General features: G+C 41.8%; 17 protein-coding genes and 1 riboswitch. Of the genes, 9 read left to right on the top strand and 8 right to left on the bottom strand.

The window, feature by feature from the left end; genetic code table 11:
• From N0M92_RS24500 to N0M92_RS24490, 3 genes are all read right to left on the bottom strand, one after another.
• Positions 1-162 (bottom strand): DUF5344 family protein (locus N0M92_RS24500; protein ID WP_260288266.1); only part of this gene is annotated, 162 nt, incomplete at its 3' end.
• The gene (locus tag N0M92_RS24495; protein ID WP_260288262.1) at positions 159-587 is read right to left on the bottom strand and encodes a DUF5082 domain-containing protein; all 429 of its coding nucleotides are present in this window, start codon (positions 585-587) and stop codon (positions 159-161) included. The genes N0M92_RS24495 and N0M92_RS24500, both read right to left, overlap by 4 nt.
• 234 nt (positions 588-821) lie before the next feature.
• Positions 822-2,225 carry a M28 family peptidase gene (locus tag N0M92_RS24490; protein WP_260288261.1) on the bottom strand — a complete coding sequence of 468 codons (1,404 nt, stop codon included), beginning with the start codon at positions 2,223-2,225 and terminating at the stop codon, positions 822-824.
• A 271-nt stretch (positions 2,226-2,496) separates the two neighbouring features.
• On the opposite strand from N0M92_RS24490, the gene N0M92_RS24485 reads away from it, so the two are divergent.
• From N0M92_RS24485 to N0M92_RS24475, 3 genes are read left to right on the top strand one after another with little or no spacing between them, the layout of a single operon-like run.
• Complete coding sequence (locus tag N0M92_RS24485; protein ID WP_260288260.1) at positions 2,497-3,645, top strand: iron-containing alcohol dehydrogenase; 1,149 nt, start codon at positions 2,497-2,499, stop codon at positions 3,643-3,645.
• Positions 3,646-3,657: 12 nt separating this feature from the next.
• Positions 3,658-5,274, top strand: coding sequence for a GAF domain-containing sensor histidine kinase (locus N0M92_RS24480; RefSeq protein WP_260288259.1), 1,617 nt, complete (start codon positions 3,658-3,660; stop codon positions 5,272-5,274).
• Positions 5,275-5,278: 4 nt separating this feature from the next.
• Positions 5,279-6,709: a sigma-54-dependent transcriptional regulator gene (locus tag N0M92_RS24475; protein ID WP_260288258.1), complete on the top strand. Its 1,431-nt coding sequence runs from the start codon at positions 5,279-5,281 to the stop codon at positions 6,707-6,709.
• A 42-nt stretch (positions 6,710-6,751) separates the two neighbouring features.
• Here the strand turns inward: N0M92_RS24475 and adhP are convergent, their stop codons facing one another.
• A complete protein-coding gene (adhP, locus tag N0M92_RS24470; protein WP_260288265.1) occupies positions 6,752-7,765 on the bottom strand; it encodes an alcohol dehydrogenase AdhP in 1,014 nt (337 codons plus the stop codon).
• A 289-nt stretch (positions 7,766-8,054) separates the two neighbouring features.
• Between adhP and N0M92_RS24465 the strand changes: the two genes are divergently transcribed.
• Positions 8,055-8,351 carry a DUF3892 domain-containing protein gene (locus N0M92_RS24465; protein WP_076372809.1) on the top strand — a complete coding sequence of 99 codons (297 nt, stop codon included), beginning with the start codon at positions 8,055-8,057 and terminating at the stop codon, positions 8,349-8,351.
• Positions 8,352-8,427: 76 nt separating this feature from the next.
• Here the strand turns inward: N0M92_RS24465 and N0M92_RS24460 are convergent, their stop codons facing one another.
• Positions 8,428-9,240, bottom strand: a complete 813-nt coding sequence (locus tag N0M92_RS24460; protein WP_260288257.1) for a hypothetical protein — start codon at positions 9,238-9,240, stop codon at positions 8,428-8,430.
• 131 nt (positions 9,241-9,371) lie between these two features.
• Positions 9,372-9,893, bottom strand: coding sequence for a YbaK/EbsC family protein (locus N0M92_RS24455; RefSeq protein ID WP_260288255.1), 522 nt, complete (start codon positions 9,891-9,893; stop codon positions 9,372-9,374).
• 170 nt (positions 9,894-10,063) lie between these two features.
• Positions 10,064-10,108, top strand: a riboswitch (PreQ1 riboswitch).
• A 6-nt stretch (positions 10,109-10,114) separates the two neighbouring features.
• Between N0M92_RS24455 and N0M92_RS24450 the strand changes: the two genes are divergently transcribed.
• The 3 genes from N0M92_RS24450 (at position 10,115) to N0M92_RS24440 (ending at position 13,125) form a co-directional block, all read left to right on the top strand.
• On the top strand, positions 10,115-10,600 hold the full coding sequence (locus N0M92_RS24450) for a QueT transporter family protein (RefSeq protein ID WP_076372803.1): 486 nt from the start codon (positions 10,115-10,117) through the stop codon (positions 10,598-10,600).
• A 122-nt stretch (positions 10,601-10,722) separates the two neighbouring features.
• Positions 10,723-11,379, top strand: a complete 657-nt coding sequence (locus tag N0M92_RS24445) for a TVP38/TMEM64 family protein (RefSeq protein WP_260288253.1) — start codon at positions 10,723-10,725, stop codon at positions 11,377-11,379.
• A 114-nt stretch (positions 11,380-11,493) separates the two neighbouring features.
• The gene (locus N0M92_RS24440) at positions 11,494-13,125 is read left to right on the top strand and encodes a PAS domain-containing sensor histidine kinase (RefSeq protein ID WP_260288251.1); all 1,632 of its coding nucleotides are present in this window, start codon (positions 11,494-11,496) and stop codon (positions 13,123-13,125) included.
• Positions 13,126-13,178: 53 nt separating this feature from the next.
• On the opposite strand, the gene N0M92_RS24435 is transcribed toward N0M92_RS24440, so the two are convergent.
• Positions 13,179-14,621, bottom strand: coding sequence for a cadherin-like beta sandwich domain-containing protein (locus N0M92_RS24435; protein WP_260288250.1), 1,443 nt, complete (start codon positions 14,619-14,621; stop codon positions 13,179-13,181).
• A 300-nt stretch (positions 14,622-14,921) separates the two neighbouring features.
• On the opposite strand from N0M92_RS24435, the gene N0M92_RS24430 reads away from it, so the two are divergent.
• Both N0M92_RS24430 and N0M92_RS24425 read left to right on the top strand, forming a co-directional pair.
• Positions 14,922-16,556, top strand: coding sequence for a copper resistance CopC/CopD family protein (locus tag N0M92_RS24430; protein WP_260288249.1), 1,635 nt, complete (start codon positions 14,922-14,924; stop codon positions 16,554-16,556).
• Positions 16,557-16,572: 16 nt separating this feature from the next.
• Positions 16,573-17,238 (top strand): YcnI family copper-binding membrane protein, encoded by a 666-nt coding sequence (locus N0M92_RS24425; protein ID WP_260288248.1) that lies wholly within the window; start codon positions 16,573-16,575, stop codon positions 17,236-17,238.
• A 48-nt stretch (positions 17,239-17,286) separates the two neighbouring features.
• On the opposite strand, the gene N0M92_RS24420 is transcribed toward N0M92_RS24425, so the two are convergent.
• Positions 17,287-18,285: a S8 family peptidase gene (locus tag N0M92_RS24420; RefSeq protein ID WP_260288246.1), complete on the bottom strand. Its 999-nt coding sequence runs from the start codon at positions 18,283-18,285 to the stop codon at positions 17,287-17,289.
• Positions 18,286-18,479 lie beyond the last annotated feature (194 nt).

The following is an 18,479-nucleotide window of genomic DNA, read 5'->3' as shown; positions in this document are numbered from 1 at the left end:
TTCCAGGTTCGTTTCCCGGTCGATCCATTTCGAAGTGAATTCCAATTTATTGCTGCCAAGCTCGCCTGCCGGCAAATTTCCAAGCGTGACTGTACCAAGTGCCGTCTTCACCTGATCGACTTGCTTCGTTACGGCAGGATGATTCAGTTTGATTGTCGTCATAAAAACAACCACCCATTTAAATATGATATTTTACTTTCCAATTTATCTATGACGGCTTCCCCTTTACCTAAAAGTGCATCGGCTTCATGGGCTATGGTGCCTGCTGCACTCAGAGCCTTTTTTTCTATATTAAGCATCATGATTTTACCGTCGATTTTCTCTTGATAGTCGTCATAATCATCATGAATGATCGTTGTCATTGCCTTGTATGCATCACTGCGGGCATCTTGAAAGTCTTCTGCACGGTTTCCCGTCCAGCTTTTACCCAAGTCCGGATTTTTAATTTTGGCAATTTCCCCCAGACAGGCATTCTGTTCGTCTTTGATTTGTCTTTTTGCCTGCTCCAAACGATTGATTTTTTCATTCACATCGGACATTTTACTGGAGAGGGCAGAGTGAATTTCACTCAATGAATTTGCATACACTTAAAAAATCACCTCAAACATACTATTCTCATTATGTAGACTGTCATATTTTTCATATTTTTCATTATAAGGATTATAGTCTTAGAGTTAAATAGGGATAAATAAGCTATTTATGCTAGGTGTTTAGGGAATCTTCCCCATGGACACTATTTCCAGATTAGACCTTTTACCCCTGTTTTCCATTTTTAAACATAAAAAGAGAGTGCAGGCTGCACCCTCTAAATATTTACTGCATTATTTGAATTCCTTTTCGACAAATAAATGCGGTACTTTCACCTTTTTCCCTTTTTTATGATTTGGATCAGGTTTTTTAGCTTCGATTTTAGCTTGGTCATAGACAGCGGTGCCGACAATTTCAGCAACATCTTGAAGCTTTTCTTTTGAGATTTTATCAATGGTATCATCAGGAGTATGATACCAAGGTTCTGATGGACTGTGGATGAATAACGCAGCGGGAATCCCGGCTTCAGCAAAGGATACATGGTCACTTCGCCCGCCTTGTCCATATGGAGTCGGCTCTCCATTCAGTCTTGTACTTGATGCCTGGGCCAGCTCGGTTACAAGGTTCATTTCTCCATCATTAGTCAAAATGACCAAATCCCCGGCATCCCTGCTTCCCACCATATCCAGATTGAAGTTGGCAATGGTCCGCTTGATATCATCATCAGGGAGATTGTTCACATAATGCTGTGAACCTAGTAATCCATTTTCCTCGGCCCCAAAGGTGACGAAGCGAATTTCCGTATCTGTCGGAAGGTTCTTCAGAACACGTGCAAGTTCAAGGGTGACGGATGTTCCTGATGCATCATCATTCGCGCCGGGTGCCCCCGCGACGGAATCATGATGTCCAGTAATATAAATGATATCGCTCTTTGTTGCTTTATTGTTCTTTGTTGCTTTTTTCGTTGCCACTACATTATAAGAGGTTTTTTCTCCGGAATAAGCTCCTTCGATTTTTAATGATGCTGTCAATTTAACTCCGGCATTCAATTTTCCCAGCAGGGCTTCCCCATCCTTTTTGGTTATCGTGACAGATGGAATAAACTTGTCATTATCCTCACCGAGTGTCCCGTTTAAATCCCCATCTGCATTATTGAATAGGATGACTCCCGCTGCCCCTTTTTCTGCTGCATTCAATACTTTCTCTGCAAAAGTGAGGCTCCCTCTTTGTATAAGGGCAATCTTCCCTGAAACGTCGGTTTCCTCCAGCTCTTCTTTCGTTCCTAAACCGGCATATACCACTTCACCGGATAGGTCCCCATTAACAGAATAGGTTAAATGGTTCGCTTGGATTTCCCCATCAAATCCGGCAACGGACAGTTCAACCAGATTTGGGTCTGTATAAGATAAAAAATTGAACTCTTCGATATCGGCATTATAGCCATAAGATTTGAATTGCTTTTTGATGAATTGGACAGCTTTATACTCAGAATCGGTACCGGCGACCCGAGGTGTTTGTGAGAGGTATTCAATATTCTTGTAGATTTTATCGGCATCGATTTTTTTAATGACTTGCTTGTCCGTGGATGGCGCAGATAGCACCGGCGATGGATGTGGCGTTGCTAAAGCGGTAGTTGTCCCGGCTGTCCCGAGTGTCAATGCTGCGATTAAGGTTACCGATAGAAATGGTTTTTTCATAGATTGCCTCCCAGTTTAGTAGATTTCACCATCATTTTACAATATATAGAAAATACTAACTAGGTAGGTTTATCCCTATTCATACATGTCTAAAGTAACAAATTTACAAATCAAAGAAATTAATAGGAGGTTTGACTCGTGCCAAAAGTTCCTTATCATTCGATATTTTGTCAGATTATATAAAAATACCTGGAATCCAAACAGGATTTTCGCTCTTTTTCGGGAAAATAATACAGAAGAAATAGAATTTTCACAGGGAGAAGGCGCAAAGATGTCGATAACTAAATTCGTGATGCCTGAAGTGATTTTTGGAAAAGGTTCGATTGAACAAGCTGGCGAGGCCTGCTTGCGTTTGGGTGCCAAAAAGGCCTTGATAGTCAGCGACTCAGGGGTGGCCAATGCTGGCTGGTTAGATATAGTCATTACATCCTGCCAAGATGCAGGCCTTGCTTTTGCTACCTTCATTGAAATGACGACCAATCCGAAGGATAGGGAGATCGAGGCCGGCTGTTTGGCATTTAAAGAACAAGAATGTGATGCCATCATTGGTTTGGGAGGAGGCAGTGCTTTGGATGTCGCCAAAGGGGTAGCCCTTTTAGTAACGAATGGCGGCATCATCAGTGATTATGAAGGTGTTGATAAAGTCCACTCACCCCTCCCGCCCATGGTGATGATCATGACCACTGCAGGATCGGGTTCGGAAGTATCTCAGTTTTCGGTGATCGTCGATTCATTCCGCGAGAAAAAAATGACGATCATTTCAAAATCACTCGTCCCCGATATTGCAATAGTCGACCCTGGTACCTTAACCACCTTGGGACCGGATTTGACCGCAGCTACGGGAATGGATGTTTTAACCCACGCCATTGAATCCTATGTTTCAATCGCAGCGACGCCTTTGACAGATGTACAAGCCAAAAACGCGCTTTCCATCGTTTCCCGCCACTTACGCCCCTCTGTTGCATCCAGGCATAATGAGGAAGCAAAAAAAGCGATGGCGATGGCAAGCCTTCAGGCTGGACTGGCTTTTTCCAACGCCATTTTGGGAGCTGCCCATGCCATTTCACATGCCTTAGGCGGCAAATACCTCCTTCCGCATGGTGAAATCAATGCGATACTCCTTCCCCATGTCATGGATTTCAATCGAATTGCCTCACCAAGGCGATTCAGCGAGATTGCAGACATCATGGGCATCGATACACGGACATTGACCGAGCAGCAAGCAGGAATGGCAGCCATACACTTCGTAAGGGAATTATCCCAGGATATAGGGGCTCCCAAGAGTTTAAGTGATGTCGGCATTACGAAAGAAATGATATACCCCATAGGGATGACCGCTCTTGAGGATGCCTGCATGATCACCAATCCTCGTGATATGTCATTAGAACAGATTAATCAGCTGCTTCTTACAGCCCTTTAAGAGGTGAAAAGCATGAACAAAATTGAATTGATAGACTTAATGACAGGTGTTAAATCTTCAAAGAAAACGTATTACACGGAACTTAAGAAAACCGTGGATCAGCTGAAGAAGAAGAATATGCAGCTTGAAATCATGAATGACATCACTAAAAATATGAATATGGACATCGACATCCACGAGATTCTCCGAAATGTTATCACAAAACTTAAGCAGCTCATTACCTTCGATGACAGTCATTTTGTCATATTGTATGAGGAAGAACCTGCCCTTCTTCATATCTGCCCTAATGGTCACTGTGAACTTGAAATGGATGCCAAAAATTTGTTACACCCTTTTCAGGATTTCTCGTCTGCCTTGAAAGAAAAACAGCCCATTGAGGTGGAGGTTAAACAGTTACCGGACTTCCGGGAAAAGGAACGTCTATTATCCCTTGAGATCGAATCACTTCTATTGGTCCCTTTATACGGAAAAAGTAAAAAAATCGGAATTTGGACTTTTGGCAGGAAGAAAAAGAAGACATGGCATAAAGATGAACTCGAATTTCTTGAACAACTATCCAATCAGCTTGCGTTAACTTTGGAGAATGCCCAGCTTTATAAGGAAGTTCTTCATTCCAAACAGGAGTGGGAGGATACATTCAAGGCAGTCGAAGACATGATCATCGTCTTTGATCAGAAAGGAGCGGTCTATCAATCCAATGATTCAGCCAGGGACTTTTCCGACCAGATTCCTTTAATTGATAAATCCCAAAATCTGATTCAAGATACCTTTTCATGTAATAAGCCAGGGTTTCAGGAAATTCTCCTTCAGCATGATACCATCCTGGAAATGCATGCCTACCCGATTCAGAATAAGGAACATCAAGTATATGGGGTCATTGCTTATTATAAAAATGTCACCGAAAGAAGACAGATGGAAGTCCAGCTATTACACGCCGGTAAACTTGGGGCGATCGGAGAAATGGCAGCTGGGATTGCCCATGAATTGAATAGCCCATTAACGGCCATTCTTGGTAACTCGCAAATTTTATTACGTAAAACCCCACAGGATAATCTGGATCATATGCTGTTAAACGATATTAAGGTTTGCGGAGATCGATGCAGGCAAATAGTGAAAAGCCTGCTTACCTTTTCAAGGCAAGATGAGTATAGATTCCACTATTACTCTATTAACGAAGCCATTAACCAGGTTTTGAACCTTTTGAAGTTCCAACTTGGGAAGAAGCAGATATCCCTCCATCTTACCCTTCAGGAAGACCTTCCTTACATAAAGGGCAGCCAGCCGCAGATAGAACAGATCATCATCAACTTGCTATTGAATGCCAAGGACGCATTGGATGAGTCCGCCCAAACGGAAAAATCGATTGCGATCACTACCTATACAGATAACAAGTTCATGGTGGTTCGTGTGACTGATAACGGAACCGGGATTGAAAAAGAACGCCTGCCCTTCATATTCCATCCCTTCCATACGACTAAAGACCGTGAAAAAGGTACCGGTTTGGGGCTGTCTGTAAGCCTTGGCATCGCCAAAGAACATGGTGGGAATATCGACGTTTTGAGCACACCAGGACAAGGAAGCACTTTTTTCCTGAGGCTTCCCTTACAAGCAGAAGAGGAAAGGGGATGATAATGTGGTTCATTTACTTGTGGTAGACGATGAGAAAGAGGTTGGGACTTTTCTTTCCCGCCTTTTTACGATGAAAGGTTATCTCGTACAAGTTGTGAATAGTGGGAAGGATTTTCATGAAATGGATTGGAATCAGCAGCGTTTTGATGTCGCAATGATAGACCTGAAACTTCCGGATTGTGATGGACTTTCCCTCCTGCAGCATTTAAAACAGATACAGCCGCGTTGCAAGGTACTGATCATGACCGGATACAGCACCGTCAAGACCGCTGTTGATGCAATGAAACTTGGCGCGAGTGATTATATGGAAAAACCCTTTGTGGATATTGAAGTACTGGAAAGGCAGATTGACAACCTTTTAAATGAAAATGAAGATTTGAATCAGCATTTCATCCATAAACTGGCCGAGGATTCAGGACTCATTGTCGGCGAAAGTCCTTTAATGAAGAATTTGATTGAAACGTCTTTCAAGGTCGCCCAAAAATCCGTCAATGTATTGATCGAAGGAGAAACCGGAAGCGGTAAAGAAGTGCTTTCACGCTTCATTCACATTGCCAGCCCCCGAAACCATGAACCTTTTATCGGCATCAATTGTGGAGCGATCTCTGAATCCCTGCTTGAGAGCGAATTATTTGGTCATGAAAAGGGCGCTTTCACCGGAGCGACCCAGCTGCGAAAGGGTTTTTTCGAAATTGCCGGGAACGGGACGCTTTTTCTTGATGAAATTGCGGATGCGAGTCCCGCCATCCAGGTCAAATTGCTTCGAGTTTTGGAAACGAGGGAATTCATGCGGGTTGGCAGCAGCGGGACATTACGGACGAACGCCCGGTTAGTGGCAGCCTCCAATGAAAACCTACAGCAGGCAGTGGACAAAAATAAATTCCGGGAAGACCTATTTTACCGGCTGAACGTCGTGACTCTCGATATCCCGCCTTTAAGGAATCGAAAAGAGGATATTCCCTTGCTTGTCCGTCACTTGATTGAGAGGAATGGTCATGGAGATATCTCTTTTTCCAATGAAGCCATTGAAAAATTACAGCAATACAACTGGCCAGGCAACATACGCGAACTATCTAATGTGGTCATGCGCACATTAACTCTTGCAGACCATAAGTCGGTAATATCCGCAAATGATATCTCTCTCACTAACAGCCAGATCACGCCTGACAAAAACGTGTCCACTAATGGGACTCAGTCAACTGAAAACCTTCTTGAAGAATGGCGAAAAAGGCTAGTGGCCGACTTTAAAGAAAAGGATGAACTGATGCTTGAAGAAATACTTACGGAAATCAAACAGCTTCAATCCACAATTGGAAAGGAGCTCGTCATGCAGGCACTGCAAAAAACTTACGGCAACCGGAATGAGGCAGCCAAACGCTTGCAGATATCCATACGGAAATTACGTTATATATTAAATGAGAAGAACCAGACATAATAAAAAGGAGGATGCCCCGTTCCAGGACATCCTCCTCTGTTCCTATTCTAGCGTCAATACGATGCGTCCGTTGATTTCCCCCTTTTCCATCATTGAAAACACATCATTTATTTCATCAAGTTTCCTCGTCTCTATATTCGTTCTGACTTTACCCTCAGCCGCAAATTGAACGGCTTCCTGTAAATCTTTTCTCGTGCCGACGATTGACCCTTTTACAGTTACCCCATTTAGCACTGTATCAAAAATCGGGATTGGGAGTTCATCATTCGGCAATCCTACTACGACAAGTGTCCCGCCCCTCTTGACTGAACTGTAAGCCTGTTGGAAAGCTTTTTTCGTAACCGCTACAGAAATGGATGCCTGCACACCGCCAACTTTATCCTTTATAGCCTGAACAGGATCGGTCTTAAGCCCATTAACCGTATAATCCGCCCCAAGTTCAGTTGCCAGATCCAGCTTATCATCTTGAATATCGACAGCAATTACATTAAAGCCCATCGCTTTTGCATATTGCAGGGCAACATGTCCCAATCCGCCAATTCCATAAACCGCTACCCAATCGCCTGGTTTTGCTTCTGACACCTTTAGCGCTTTATAAGTCGTTACACCTGCACAGAAAATTGGTGAAATCTCCGCAAAGTCAAGCCCTTCTGGAACCTTCACCACATATTTGGCGGGTGCTTTACAATATTCCGCATATCCTCCGTCCACGGAATAGCCTGCATTCAATTGATCCAAGCAAAGCGTTTCCCTTCCGGTCAGGCAATATTCACAATCGCCACAGGCCGAATAAAGCCATGGGATCCCAACACGGTCACCTACTTTCAAGGAAGTTACGCCTTCTGCCACCTTTTCTATAATGCCCACACCCTCATGTCCGGGGATAAGCGGAAGCTTGGGTTTTACCGGCCAATCACCATGTACCGCATGCAAATCGGTATGACATACGCCACAGGCTTTAATTTTCACTAATATCTCACCATATTCCAACTCGGGGATGGGAACTTCTTTAATCTCAAGTTTTTGGTTAAATTCATTGACGACCGCCGCTTTCATTGTCTTGACCTTTTGTTTTTCATTTACAGTGCTTGCCCCTTGTTTTACATTCATGATTCATTTTCCTCCCTTAATCCAGTGGATATTATTTCTTGCTACTACTTACACCTGCTACTTACACAAGATGCAAGTGCCATGCCACTGCAAAAAAGCAAAAAGACAGCATTCACTTTAATAAAGTGCCGAAAAATCGGCCCATTTGGACGAATTAACGGCTCAAGTTGGACGAAATCCGGTTTGTATATTGCAGAAAAAATGGCTCACCCTATAAATAGGAGGTGTCTAAAACATGGACCAATTTGAAAAAGCCTATGAATCATATAAACAGCAGGGAACACCGCAAGCAAACCAAGCTGATTCAGCAGGAAAAGAAGAAATCATCGCTGTAAGGAAAAATGAAGAGGACAATATAATCGCCATCAAGACGAACTCCGGCCGCGAACTCGACTACCCCACAGCCCTTTCGGAAGCCAAAGCAGGCAACCTGGCCAATGTTGACGTCTTTCATAAATATGGACGTGACATATTGCGGAGTGAGCCCGATGGGATAAAAGAAAATAATCTGGATCAACTGCCGGAGTTTTAAGGGGGAGACTGCCCGATATGGGCAGTTTTTTCTATTTGGATGCGCTAAAAAAGAACCCGCATGATTAGCTGGATCCTTATTTTTCATACTGATAGGATTCAGAGATTTCGAGCAGTCGGCCACAGGACTCGACAACCTCGATGATTTCCATCCATGACATGTCCAGACCCAATTCATTAGCATGGGAAATCTTATCCCGTAATTTCCGGATGGCATTTGCATCCTTCTTCCCTTTACTTTTCGAAGGGATTTGGAAGAAGCGCCTCAAATCTTTATCTTTATGTATGATATCGAATTTATCACTGATTTGCAGGCACTCGATTATATTGATATCCTCGTTTTTATCGATTCTCCTTCTATATAATTCGGTTGCCTTTTCAAAACGGTCTTCGCTGATCATTGGATACCAGCTGCCATCGCCGAATCTATCCTGGATGATATCGCTCATCCTCATTTCCAATAAAGTAATGTATCCGAATATCAGCATCCTGATCGGAGGCTTTTGAAGGTCGGCATGGGTAATCAACTTTTTAATCGAATTATTCTCTAATACGAACACCCTTGTTTTATTCTTGAAAATCTGGAGAAGCTGGATCAAAGGGGTTGAATCCGAAACCATTTCCCTTGGTGAAAAGTTTCTCAAATATTCAGAAATGCTTCCATCACCGAGTTCTTCCCTTTCGATATACCCGATGATTTCCCCCTGATCTTGCACTGCCAATATATCAAAGTTCTTTTTTTCCAATGCTTTCTGGATATCCACTGCCAGATCGTTTTTATGGCAAAACTCAAGCTCCTGGGCAATGCTCTTAACCGTTATATTCTCTTCATAAAGAGTTTTAAGACTAAAATAGCAGTTATTGCCTTTTCTTTTGCTTTCATTTAACATCTTTCAACCTCCACTCAGGAACACTTTCCGCCCGATTTTCCGCTTAAATCATAGAAAATGTATGCCGCCGCCACTAAAATAAAGTCCACCGTAGTGGACTCAATACCATTCATGTGGATTTTATGAAACCATCAAAGGCCATTAACTGCATTGCCTACCGTCGTTTCCTCATTTTCCTTCTCTTCCCAACCTTTGCATACATCCACCCAATCCTTAGCACCTGAATATTCAAACAACTCAGCGAGTTTAAGTTCTATGGCAGAGTTCGCACTGCCGCATGCCGGGAACAATGTATCAAAGCGTTTCATCGATACATCAAGAAAAACAGCTAGATCATTTGCCAAACCAAACGGGCAAACCCCTCCGATGGCATGGCCGGTCTGTGCAAGCACTTCTTCAGGTGAAAGCATACGTGCTTTGAAACCGAACGTCTGACGAAATTTCTTATTATCCACTTTCGCGTCCCCTGCGGCAACAACCAAAATGGCTTTTTCACCTTCTCCCTTAAAGGAAAGAGTCTTAGCAATCCGCGCTGGGATAACACCGATGGTTTCCGCTGCTTCAATCACCGTAGCACTTGATGTTTCGAACTCCATTACATCGCCTTCCCGATCCCATTGTTTAAAATGGCTTTTGACACTCTCGATTGACATCCTATATTCACTCCTTTGAAGTACATATTGAAATAATATCATCCATCATTGCAATAAATCAAAATCCAATTGAGCTACTTCCCCTGCTTGAAAACTTATAAATTAAAACCATTCTTTACAAATTGACGAAACAAGCTTACATGGGATACTATTAAACATCGGGCAAACGCCTAAACGTGGTTCGTAACCATCCCACGATAAAAAACTAGGGAGAGAGTAAAATGAATGTTCGTACACTCGTAATAAGCGGGTTATTGGCTGCCTTGTATGTGGCGGTCTCATTGGTATTCCAACCAATATCATTTCAGATGTTCCAATTTCGTGTACCGGAAATATTGAATCATCTGATTGTATTCAATAAAAAGTATATCTACGGTATCGTCGGCGGAGTCTTCATATCGAATCTGCTCTTTTCCCCGATGGTGCCATATGACTTGATTTTCGGGGTGGGGCAATCTCTGCTCGCCTTGTTGCTTGTCATTTTTGTTTCTCGGTTCATAAAAGGCATTAAAGGACGGATGATCGCAACGATTATCTTTTTCACGTTCACAATGTTTTTAATTGCAATTGAGCTGAATCTTGCCCTGGGCTTCCCATTCTGGTTAAGCTGGATGACCACGGCTGTCGGTGAATTCGTTGTCCTCTTGATTGGAGCGCCAATCATTTATGGAATGAACAAAAGAATTCAGTTTGAAAAGTGGCTTTAATGGAATCTTCGTGTCTGAAACCCACTATAATGGAAAAGAGCTGTCTGCAATGATGCGGCAGCTCTTTTTTTCACCAATGAACTCGAAAATGATAAACTACTAGTAAGAATGGTGGTGGCCCTTTGAAAAAAATCCTGACCATAATCGGTCTATTGGTAATCGCAATATTTATTTTCTATAATGCAGAGTTATTCACTTTGGTTTGGAAAAGTGATCTGGATTCTGTTATTGGCATTTTGAAGGAAAACCTTTTGCTTACATTTATTGTGACATTCGTATTGATGTTTGTACAAAATTCTTTTACAATCATCCCCTTAATTTTGCTCCTGACCATCAATGTCACGATATTCGGATTCATATATGGATATCTATGGAGTTGGTTTACAAGCGTTGTTGCCTCAGGTTTCATTTTTTATGCAGCAAGAAACTGGTTTCAGGAACTTCTCATAAAGAAAATTAGCGAAAAATGGCAAGAAACTGTTGTAGAGCATGGCTTCATGTACGTTTTTACAGGCAGGATTTTCCCTCTGATCCCAACAAGCTTAATTAACTTGGTAGCTGGTGTCAGCACCGTCACTTTCAAGGATTTTTTATTAGCGACGGCACTTGGTAACCTTATTTACTTTTTCTTCCTTTCGCTCATTCCATATGGACTGTTATCTGTTGAAATGAACCAATATACGCTAGCAGCACTCGCACTCGTCCTCTTACTATTTTTCATTATCTATAAGCGTGCAAAAAAGAAAAGGAAACAAACCTTTTTCAGAAAAAACAGGTGACCACTTTGATCCTGTTTTTTTATTTAGGAATCTGCATATATTTTTTTCCGATAGTTTGTTAAAATGTGTATGTAATTTTACCTTAGAAATGTCTTAAAATCAGGGAGAATCTCCATGTCCAAACGCTCCATCTTAGCAATATATATCCTATCCGGGATTCTTACACTAGTCGTGTTCGACTATTTTTTAACTACAAATATCCAAAACAAAGAGGTCTTCATTCAACTTCAAAGAGCGGAAGGATTTGTTTTCCTTTTATCAATAGGCTTGGTTTTATATCTTTATTTAGCTAAAAGGGAAGAATTCAAGCAATTAAAAGAAGCTGAGCAACGTCGGCGGACACTCATCAATTCAATGGTGGATTTCGTTAACTTCAAGGATGGTGATGGCCGTTGGCTTGAATCCAATACCTTCGGCCTGCAATTATTTCAATTGGAGCATGTAGACTATAAGGGAAAAAGAGACAGCGAGCTCGCGGAATACTCAGAATTTTATAAAGAGTCGTTGATCTACTGTGAAGTATCCGATGAAGAAACTTGGGTAAAAGGGGAAATCACAAGGTGTGAGGAAATCGTCCCTCTTCCCGATGGCAATCACAAGACCTTTGATACGATCAAGGTTCCTCTGTTCAATGAGGATGGTTCACGAAAAGGCTTAGTCGTCATTGGCAGGGATATTTCTGAAAGAGTAGTCGCGGAGAATCAATTATTCGATAGTGAACAACGCTATAAATCATTGTTTGAACACAACCCTTATCCAATGCTGATGCTTGATTTAAACGGAATGATCACGACCGTTAATCCAAGGTTTGAAACTGTAACAGGCTTTCAACAGGAAGAAATACATGGAGCCTCATTCATTAATTTGAACTTCTCAGCAGAAGACGCGGAATTGATCCGTACATCTTGCCAATATGTCCTGGAAAACCAAAAGGGGATAAAAAAAGGGAAAGATATAGAATTCCTGACGAAGTACGGAAAGTCCATCTTACTTTCTTGTTCGTTTGTCCCGATGATGGTTGGAGAGGATTTAGTAGGAATCATTACTTATGCTAAAGAAGTCACTCAAATTCGGGAAACCGAAGCACGATTAAGAAGAACTGAAAAATTATCGATAGTCGGCGAACTTGCCGCAAGTGTGGCCCACGAGGTACGAAACCCGCTGACTTCTTTAAAAGGTTTCGTCCAGCTGCTTAAAAAGAGCGACCATCCCTATGAACAATACTACACGATCATGTTAAGTGAATTGGACCGGATCAATCTTATTGTAAGCGAGTTACTCGTTCTGGCAAAACCACAGGAACTTCCATTCAGCAAACATCAAATCATCGACCTGATGAATGATGTCAAAACCTTGTTGAAACCAGAGGCGGACTCGTACCCCACCCAAATATCAATATCTGTTAAAAACGAAATACCGCTTCTATTATGTGAGGGAAACCAATTAAAACAAGTATTCATAAACATGCTCAAGAATTCAATGGAGGCATCCGCCGATCACATTTGGATTGATTTTGAACGCATCGACAATAACCTTTCCATTACCATCAAAGATAATGGAAGCGGAATTGAAAAAAAACGGATAAAGCATCTTGGCGAACCTTTCTATTCTTCTAAAGAAAAAGGAACCGGATTAGGACTGACAGTCAGTTGCCGAATCATTGAGGCGCATCGGGGAAAGGTCCACTTTAACAGCGAACTAAACCATGGAACCGAGGTCCAAATCATTTTGCCCATAAAAGTATAAATCCAAGGACAAGCCTAAACCTTGTCCTTTTTTTGCAGGATTCAGACCCATCCCTATTTAATCAAGGAGGTGAAGAAATCCTTTATATTCCCAAAGAATGACCCGGTCCCAACAGGTTGTTTGCGATCAATTTGGCCTCCAGTATTATTGTATGTATCTCCCTCCGACTTGCCGGCTGTACTCATCTGCGCTGCCTCAACGCCCACCTCTTTTGTTATGACATCATCCACGGTTTCTTCCTCATCCATCTCCACATCCATATCCTTTTCGAAAACAAGGACGTAAGTACGGCGCTCCCCATCCTTTGAAACGGTAACGGAAATGGCCGTTTTCGCTTTATCCTTGATCTTCACTTTTTTACTGCTCTCACCATCATATTCAATCGTTGCTCCGCTGGCATTTGCCGTTGCATTCATTTCGACTGAAGAAATATCATGATCGACCTCGATATGATAGGTATGCTCATTAGATTCAAAAGCTTTGTTCCATACTCCTGATGATACAGTCAAATTGTTTAACACTGGTGCATTATTGCCCTCATCACCTAAGGGATCTGCTGACGTTCCCTTCTCTCTAGAATCCGTTTTCGCTTTTTCTGTTGAAATGCTTTCAAGTTGCTGTGCTTGGCTGACACCACTGCTTGGTTTTAGATTATTGGTGGATTCCGTTGATGTTAAAGATGATTTATTTCCCTTATCGGAGGATGGTTGAGTTTTACCCGTTCCTGTTGAGGGCTCCTGTTGAACTTCACCCGCTTTAGGTGCAGTTTTCGATTCTTCTTTTTCCTTGGCTGCCGCCCGTGTAATCGTAAGCGTATAGGTTTTTTCATCTCCATTTTCTGCCGTAACGATAATCTTCACCTTTGTCTTACCGATTGGAAGGGTAACCTTTACACCTGCATTGGTTGCATCCTTTCCATTCACCTTTACAATTGCGGTACTGTCACTCAATATCGGAGTTACCGCAATGGACTGGACTTCATTTTCGACAGAAGCGTTATAAGCTGTCACTTTAGAATCGAATGTTATTAAGCCTTCTGATAATCGAATTGATGTTAAAAGGTTATCATCACTTTCAAGTCTTTCGACCTTGAGCGTATAGGCAACCGTTTCATTTTGCCCATCGCTGACAGTGATTTCAAACGTATTCATGCCAGTTTGAAGCTGTAAGTCCTTCACCTTCCCCTCTTTCATTTTGACACCATTCACGTATATGGCTGCATTCTCGTTAGGGCTTGCTGCAAGTAAGTTGATCCTTTCCACATCATTCCCCACTGCCGAACTATACTCGTGTACATCTTCAGAAAATTTTTGATCCAGTGCTATACCCTCTATTTCCAGCTTTGAAAGACTATTTACCATTTGTTCCTCTTTTTGAATGACGGAAGTGTCTTCCGCAGCCCCTGCCACGGGTATATAAGCGGATGTGCCCATCCCCACAAGGGAACCAACCAAGATCCCCTTCACACTTTTTTCTTTTAATCCCTTCTTTAGCAAAGCCTATCCCTCCTATAATTCCTGCAAACATGATAGGTTCAGGTTATCAAAGGAACCTTAATTATTTCTTAATGGAGTTTATACCAACAGGATGCCTATTAATGTTTTGCAAAAAGGAATTCCAAACCAATATTTATGGCAATAATGGAGATAGGAAGGCAAATCTAAACTTATTGTTATCACTTTTCTAGCAAACCTTTCAAACTGCCTTTAGATAACTAATTTATTTTCACTGTTTTTTCACATTTTCCTTTTATAATGAGCTTACATGATCTGATGAAAGGATGATGGCACACCAAGATGAAAAAATATTTATGGCTGGTAGTCAGCCTATTCAGTTTGCTTTTATACCCGGCAATGGCTTTTGGTCATGCTACGGTAATAAGCTCTAATCCTAGCCCGAATGAAGCAATGGATACCCTTCCTGAAAAGATCAGCATTCAATTCAGTGAGAATATTCAACCATCTTTCCATTCGCTTGAGGTATTCAGCCAAGGCGGGGACAAAGTTCAAATTCATGACAGTAAAATCTCGGAACAAAGTGAAAAAATACTGGAAGCTAAGTGGAAGGGCACTATCGACGAAGGGATTTATTACATTAAATGGAGAGTGGTTTCAAGTGATGGACATCCCATTGAAGGAACAATTCCCTTTCAATTCGGAGATTCAGCGGGCCTTTCAGACCAAGAAAATCCCGAAGTGAATGCAAGTTTTCCGAATTCCATCAATGTTATCCTTCAAAGTCTTCAATACATATGCTTCGCTGCACTTACTGGAATCCTTTTTTTCAGATTATCGTTAATGAAGGATCCTCGACTTTTTGAAGCAAGCAGAAGAACACGTCTATACCTTTGGCTTTCATATGCAGGTTTAGCCTTTTCCATCTTCTTAAATCTGCCTTTAAAAGTTACGATTGACGCTGGCGTAGGTTGGACGGATGCATTTAAATTGACTTATATAAAAGAAGTATTGAATGCTACAAACTTTGGAGCGGTCTGGATCATTGAAGTTCTAATATTGCTTCTTCTATTTTTAGTGATTTATTTCATGCTCGAGAACTCCCTGAATAAATCATTGCCTTTCTTTTCTTTCATCATAATGGCCAGCTTGATGATTTGTAAGGCTTTAACTGGACATACAGCTGCTGTTCCTAATCAGGTTCTGGCCGTTTTGATGGATTTCCTTCATCTGTTGTCCATGGCTTTATGGCTTGGCGGCCTTATGGCCATATTGGTGATTTTACCTGGGCTTGCTGATCGGCAGGCAGTCCAAGAAGATAAGAAAACATTTTACTGGTCAATCATTCAAAGGTTTTCCAGATGGGCATTTCTGTTTGTAATCATACTGATTGTTAGCGGGATATATAGCAGTTTACAGCATGTTCCGACTATCCATTCATTGTTCTACACAACATATGGACAATTGTTACTGGCGAAAATCATTCTCATGTTAGTCATGATCGTTTTAGGAGGCTTCCATTTTCTCAGAGGGAAAAAGCAAACGAGAAAACTTGGTTATAGTGTAGGAATGGAGTTTGGTTTAGGAATCGTCATACTTCTCATTGCAGCTCTACTGACAAATGTCCAAACTGCCATGTCTTCTCCCGGGCCCATTGAAAAGACGTTACGGACTGAAGAAAATAATGAGGTTACATTAATGGTGACTCCCAATGAAGTCGGGGATAACGTGATTCAAGTAAACCTATTCAAAGAAGGCAAGCCCATTGCTAAAATAGAGCAGCTTACAATCACTATGCAGCCATTAGATACGCCACGCGGTGAAATAAAACTGCAAATGAAGGAGAAAAACACAGGTACATTTACATCAAAGTCTTTATTAACCATGCCAGGAAAGTGGAATATCCATGTTCACGGATTAACTGAAAGCCTGGATTCAATTGATGCTGATTTTATAATTTTCATAGGGAATTCATAACAGGAGGTTAATATTAATGAAAAACATTTCAAAACTACTTATTTTCACATTTGCTGCATTATTCATTTTTTCCGGTTCAGCATATGCTCACGTTACAGTCAAGCCTAGTTCATCTGCACCTGAGGCGTGGGAAACTTATACACTCAAAGTACCAGTAGAGAAAGAAACTGCCACTACAAAGGTGACTTTAAAAGTACCTGAAGGGGTTACTTTTGAAAGCTATCAGCCTGTACCGGGGTGGAAAGTATCAACAGAAGGTGACAAAGATGGGCATGTAAAATCGGTAACTTGGACAGCAACTGATGAAGGAATAGCTGCTGGACAATTCCAGCAATTCTCTTTCGTAGCACAAAATCCAAAAGAAGAAACGAAAGTTGCCTGGGATGCATTTCAATATTACGAAGATGGTGAAATTGTTGAATGGAGCGGTGATGAAGGCTCAGACCTACCGCATTCTGTAACGGAGATTACGGTTGCGCCCAAGGCTGATGCAGAACCAGCGGACCATGGTCACAAAGATGAGGCTGGAACTAATAATGATTCCACGGCAACTGACAATTCAAAGGATTCGGCAACAACAGAAGGTGATGGCAATCAAACGCTGTTCATCACTCTGGCTGTCATTTCACTAATCCTGTCGATTGTAGCACTTTTTGCAGCTCTAAGGAAAACTAAAAAATAATCATTATGGAAGGTGCCCCAAGAATTCTTGAGGCACCTTTTTTCCCTTCTAATATTCCATGACCACCGATTTACTCGGTAACTTAAGGTTTTCTGATTCTATGGTAATCTTAATCGATTTTTCAGCTCTTTGGTCCGCTATCGTTAGGTTAAGCAATCCATTTCCCTGTGCTTTTTTGTTGATTCCCAGATCTTCCGTACTTTTCACCAGCTGTGCATATAATTCCGCTTCAGTTAAATTGCGGTCAAATTCCTTTTCAGCAATCACTTTCAAGAGGGCTGCTGCACCGCTTACATGAGGCGTAGCCATTGACGTTCCGCTCAACCGGGCAAATTTATTTCCTGGATACGTAGAAAGAATATCGACACCTGGCGCCACCAAGTCAATTTCATCATTTGTATTCGAAAAATCCGCTAAATTTCTGCTTAAATCCACAGCTCCGACTTCCACTACCTCGGGATATGCTCCTGGATAATCCAATTCATCCGTTTCATGACGCCCATCACCACTATTTCCAGCTGCGCAAACAACTAGGATATCATTCTTAAGGGCTTTTTGAATGAGTTTGTGTTCAGCCTCATCCGGAGGACCGCCAAGTGAAAGTGAAATGACCGAAACCTTTTCTTCATTAGGTCCCCGCCAATTGATTGCATACTCTAGAGCTCCATTAATCCAAGCTATATCACCTTGCCCTTGACCATTTAAGGCCTTTAACGCTAATATGCTCGCTTTCGGGGCCATTCCCACTACACCAGCATTATTGACGGCAGCCACAATCGTACCGCTAACATGTGTCCCATGTCCATTATCATCTTGATAATCCCCGGTATTGGTAAAATCCTTCCCACCAATGATTCTTTCCTTGAGGTCTGGATGTCCCTTGTCAATGCCTGTATCGATGACGGCAACTATCACGCCCTCACCATAATTGCTTTTCTCCCAAATTGCCGGGGCCTTCACAAGCTCGATACCCTCAGGAATCTTCTCTTTCACCGTTTCCATTACTTCAAGAACTTTGTAAGGTATTAATCTTTTTTCTCTTGTCATTTGATTACCCCTTCCTTCGTTCAATAAGTTAAACTGCCATCAGTGTGGGGATATTCATCCCGTCTGGTTGCCGTCTACCGTTGAAAGAGATGAGATCAAAAAACTCTTCTCTCTTATATATACCAGATTTATGAAAATAAAAAAGAAGTTTTCGGAAAATTCCGTCTAAATAACTACTTTTTATTTCTTTTTGT

The organism is Peribacillus aracenensis (assembly GCF_025175645.1).
GTDB lineage: Bacteria > Bacillota > Bacilli > Bacillales > DSM-1321 > Peribacillus > Peribacillus aracenensis.
The sequence above is the reverse complement of the archived record's forward strand: the minus strand, read 5'-3'. Positions and strand labels throughout refer to the sequence as shown.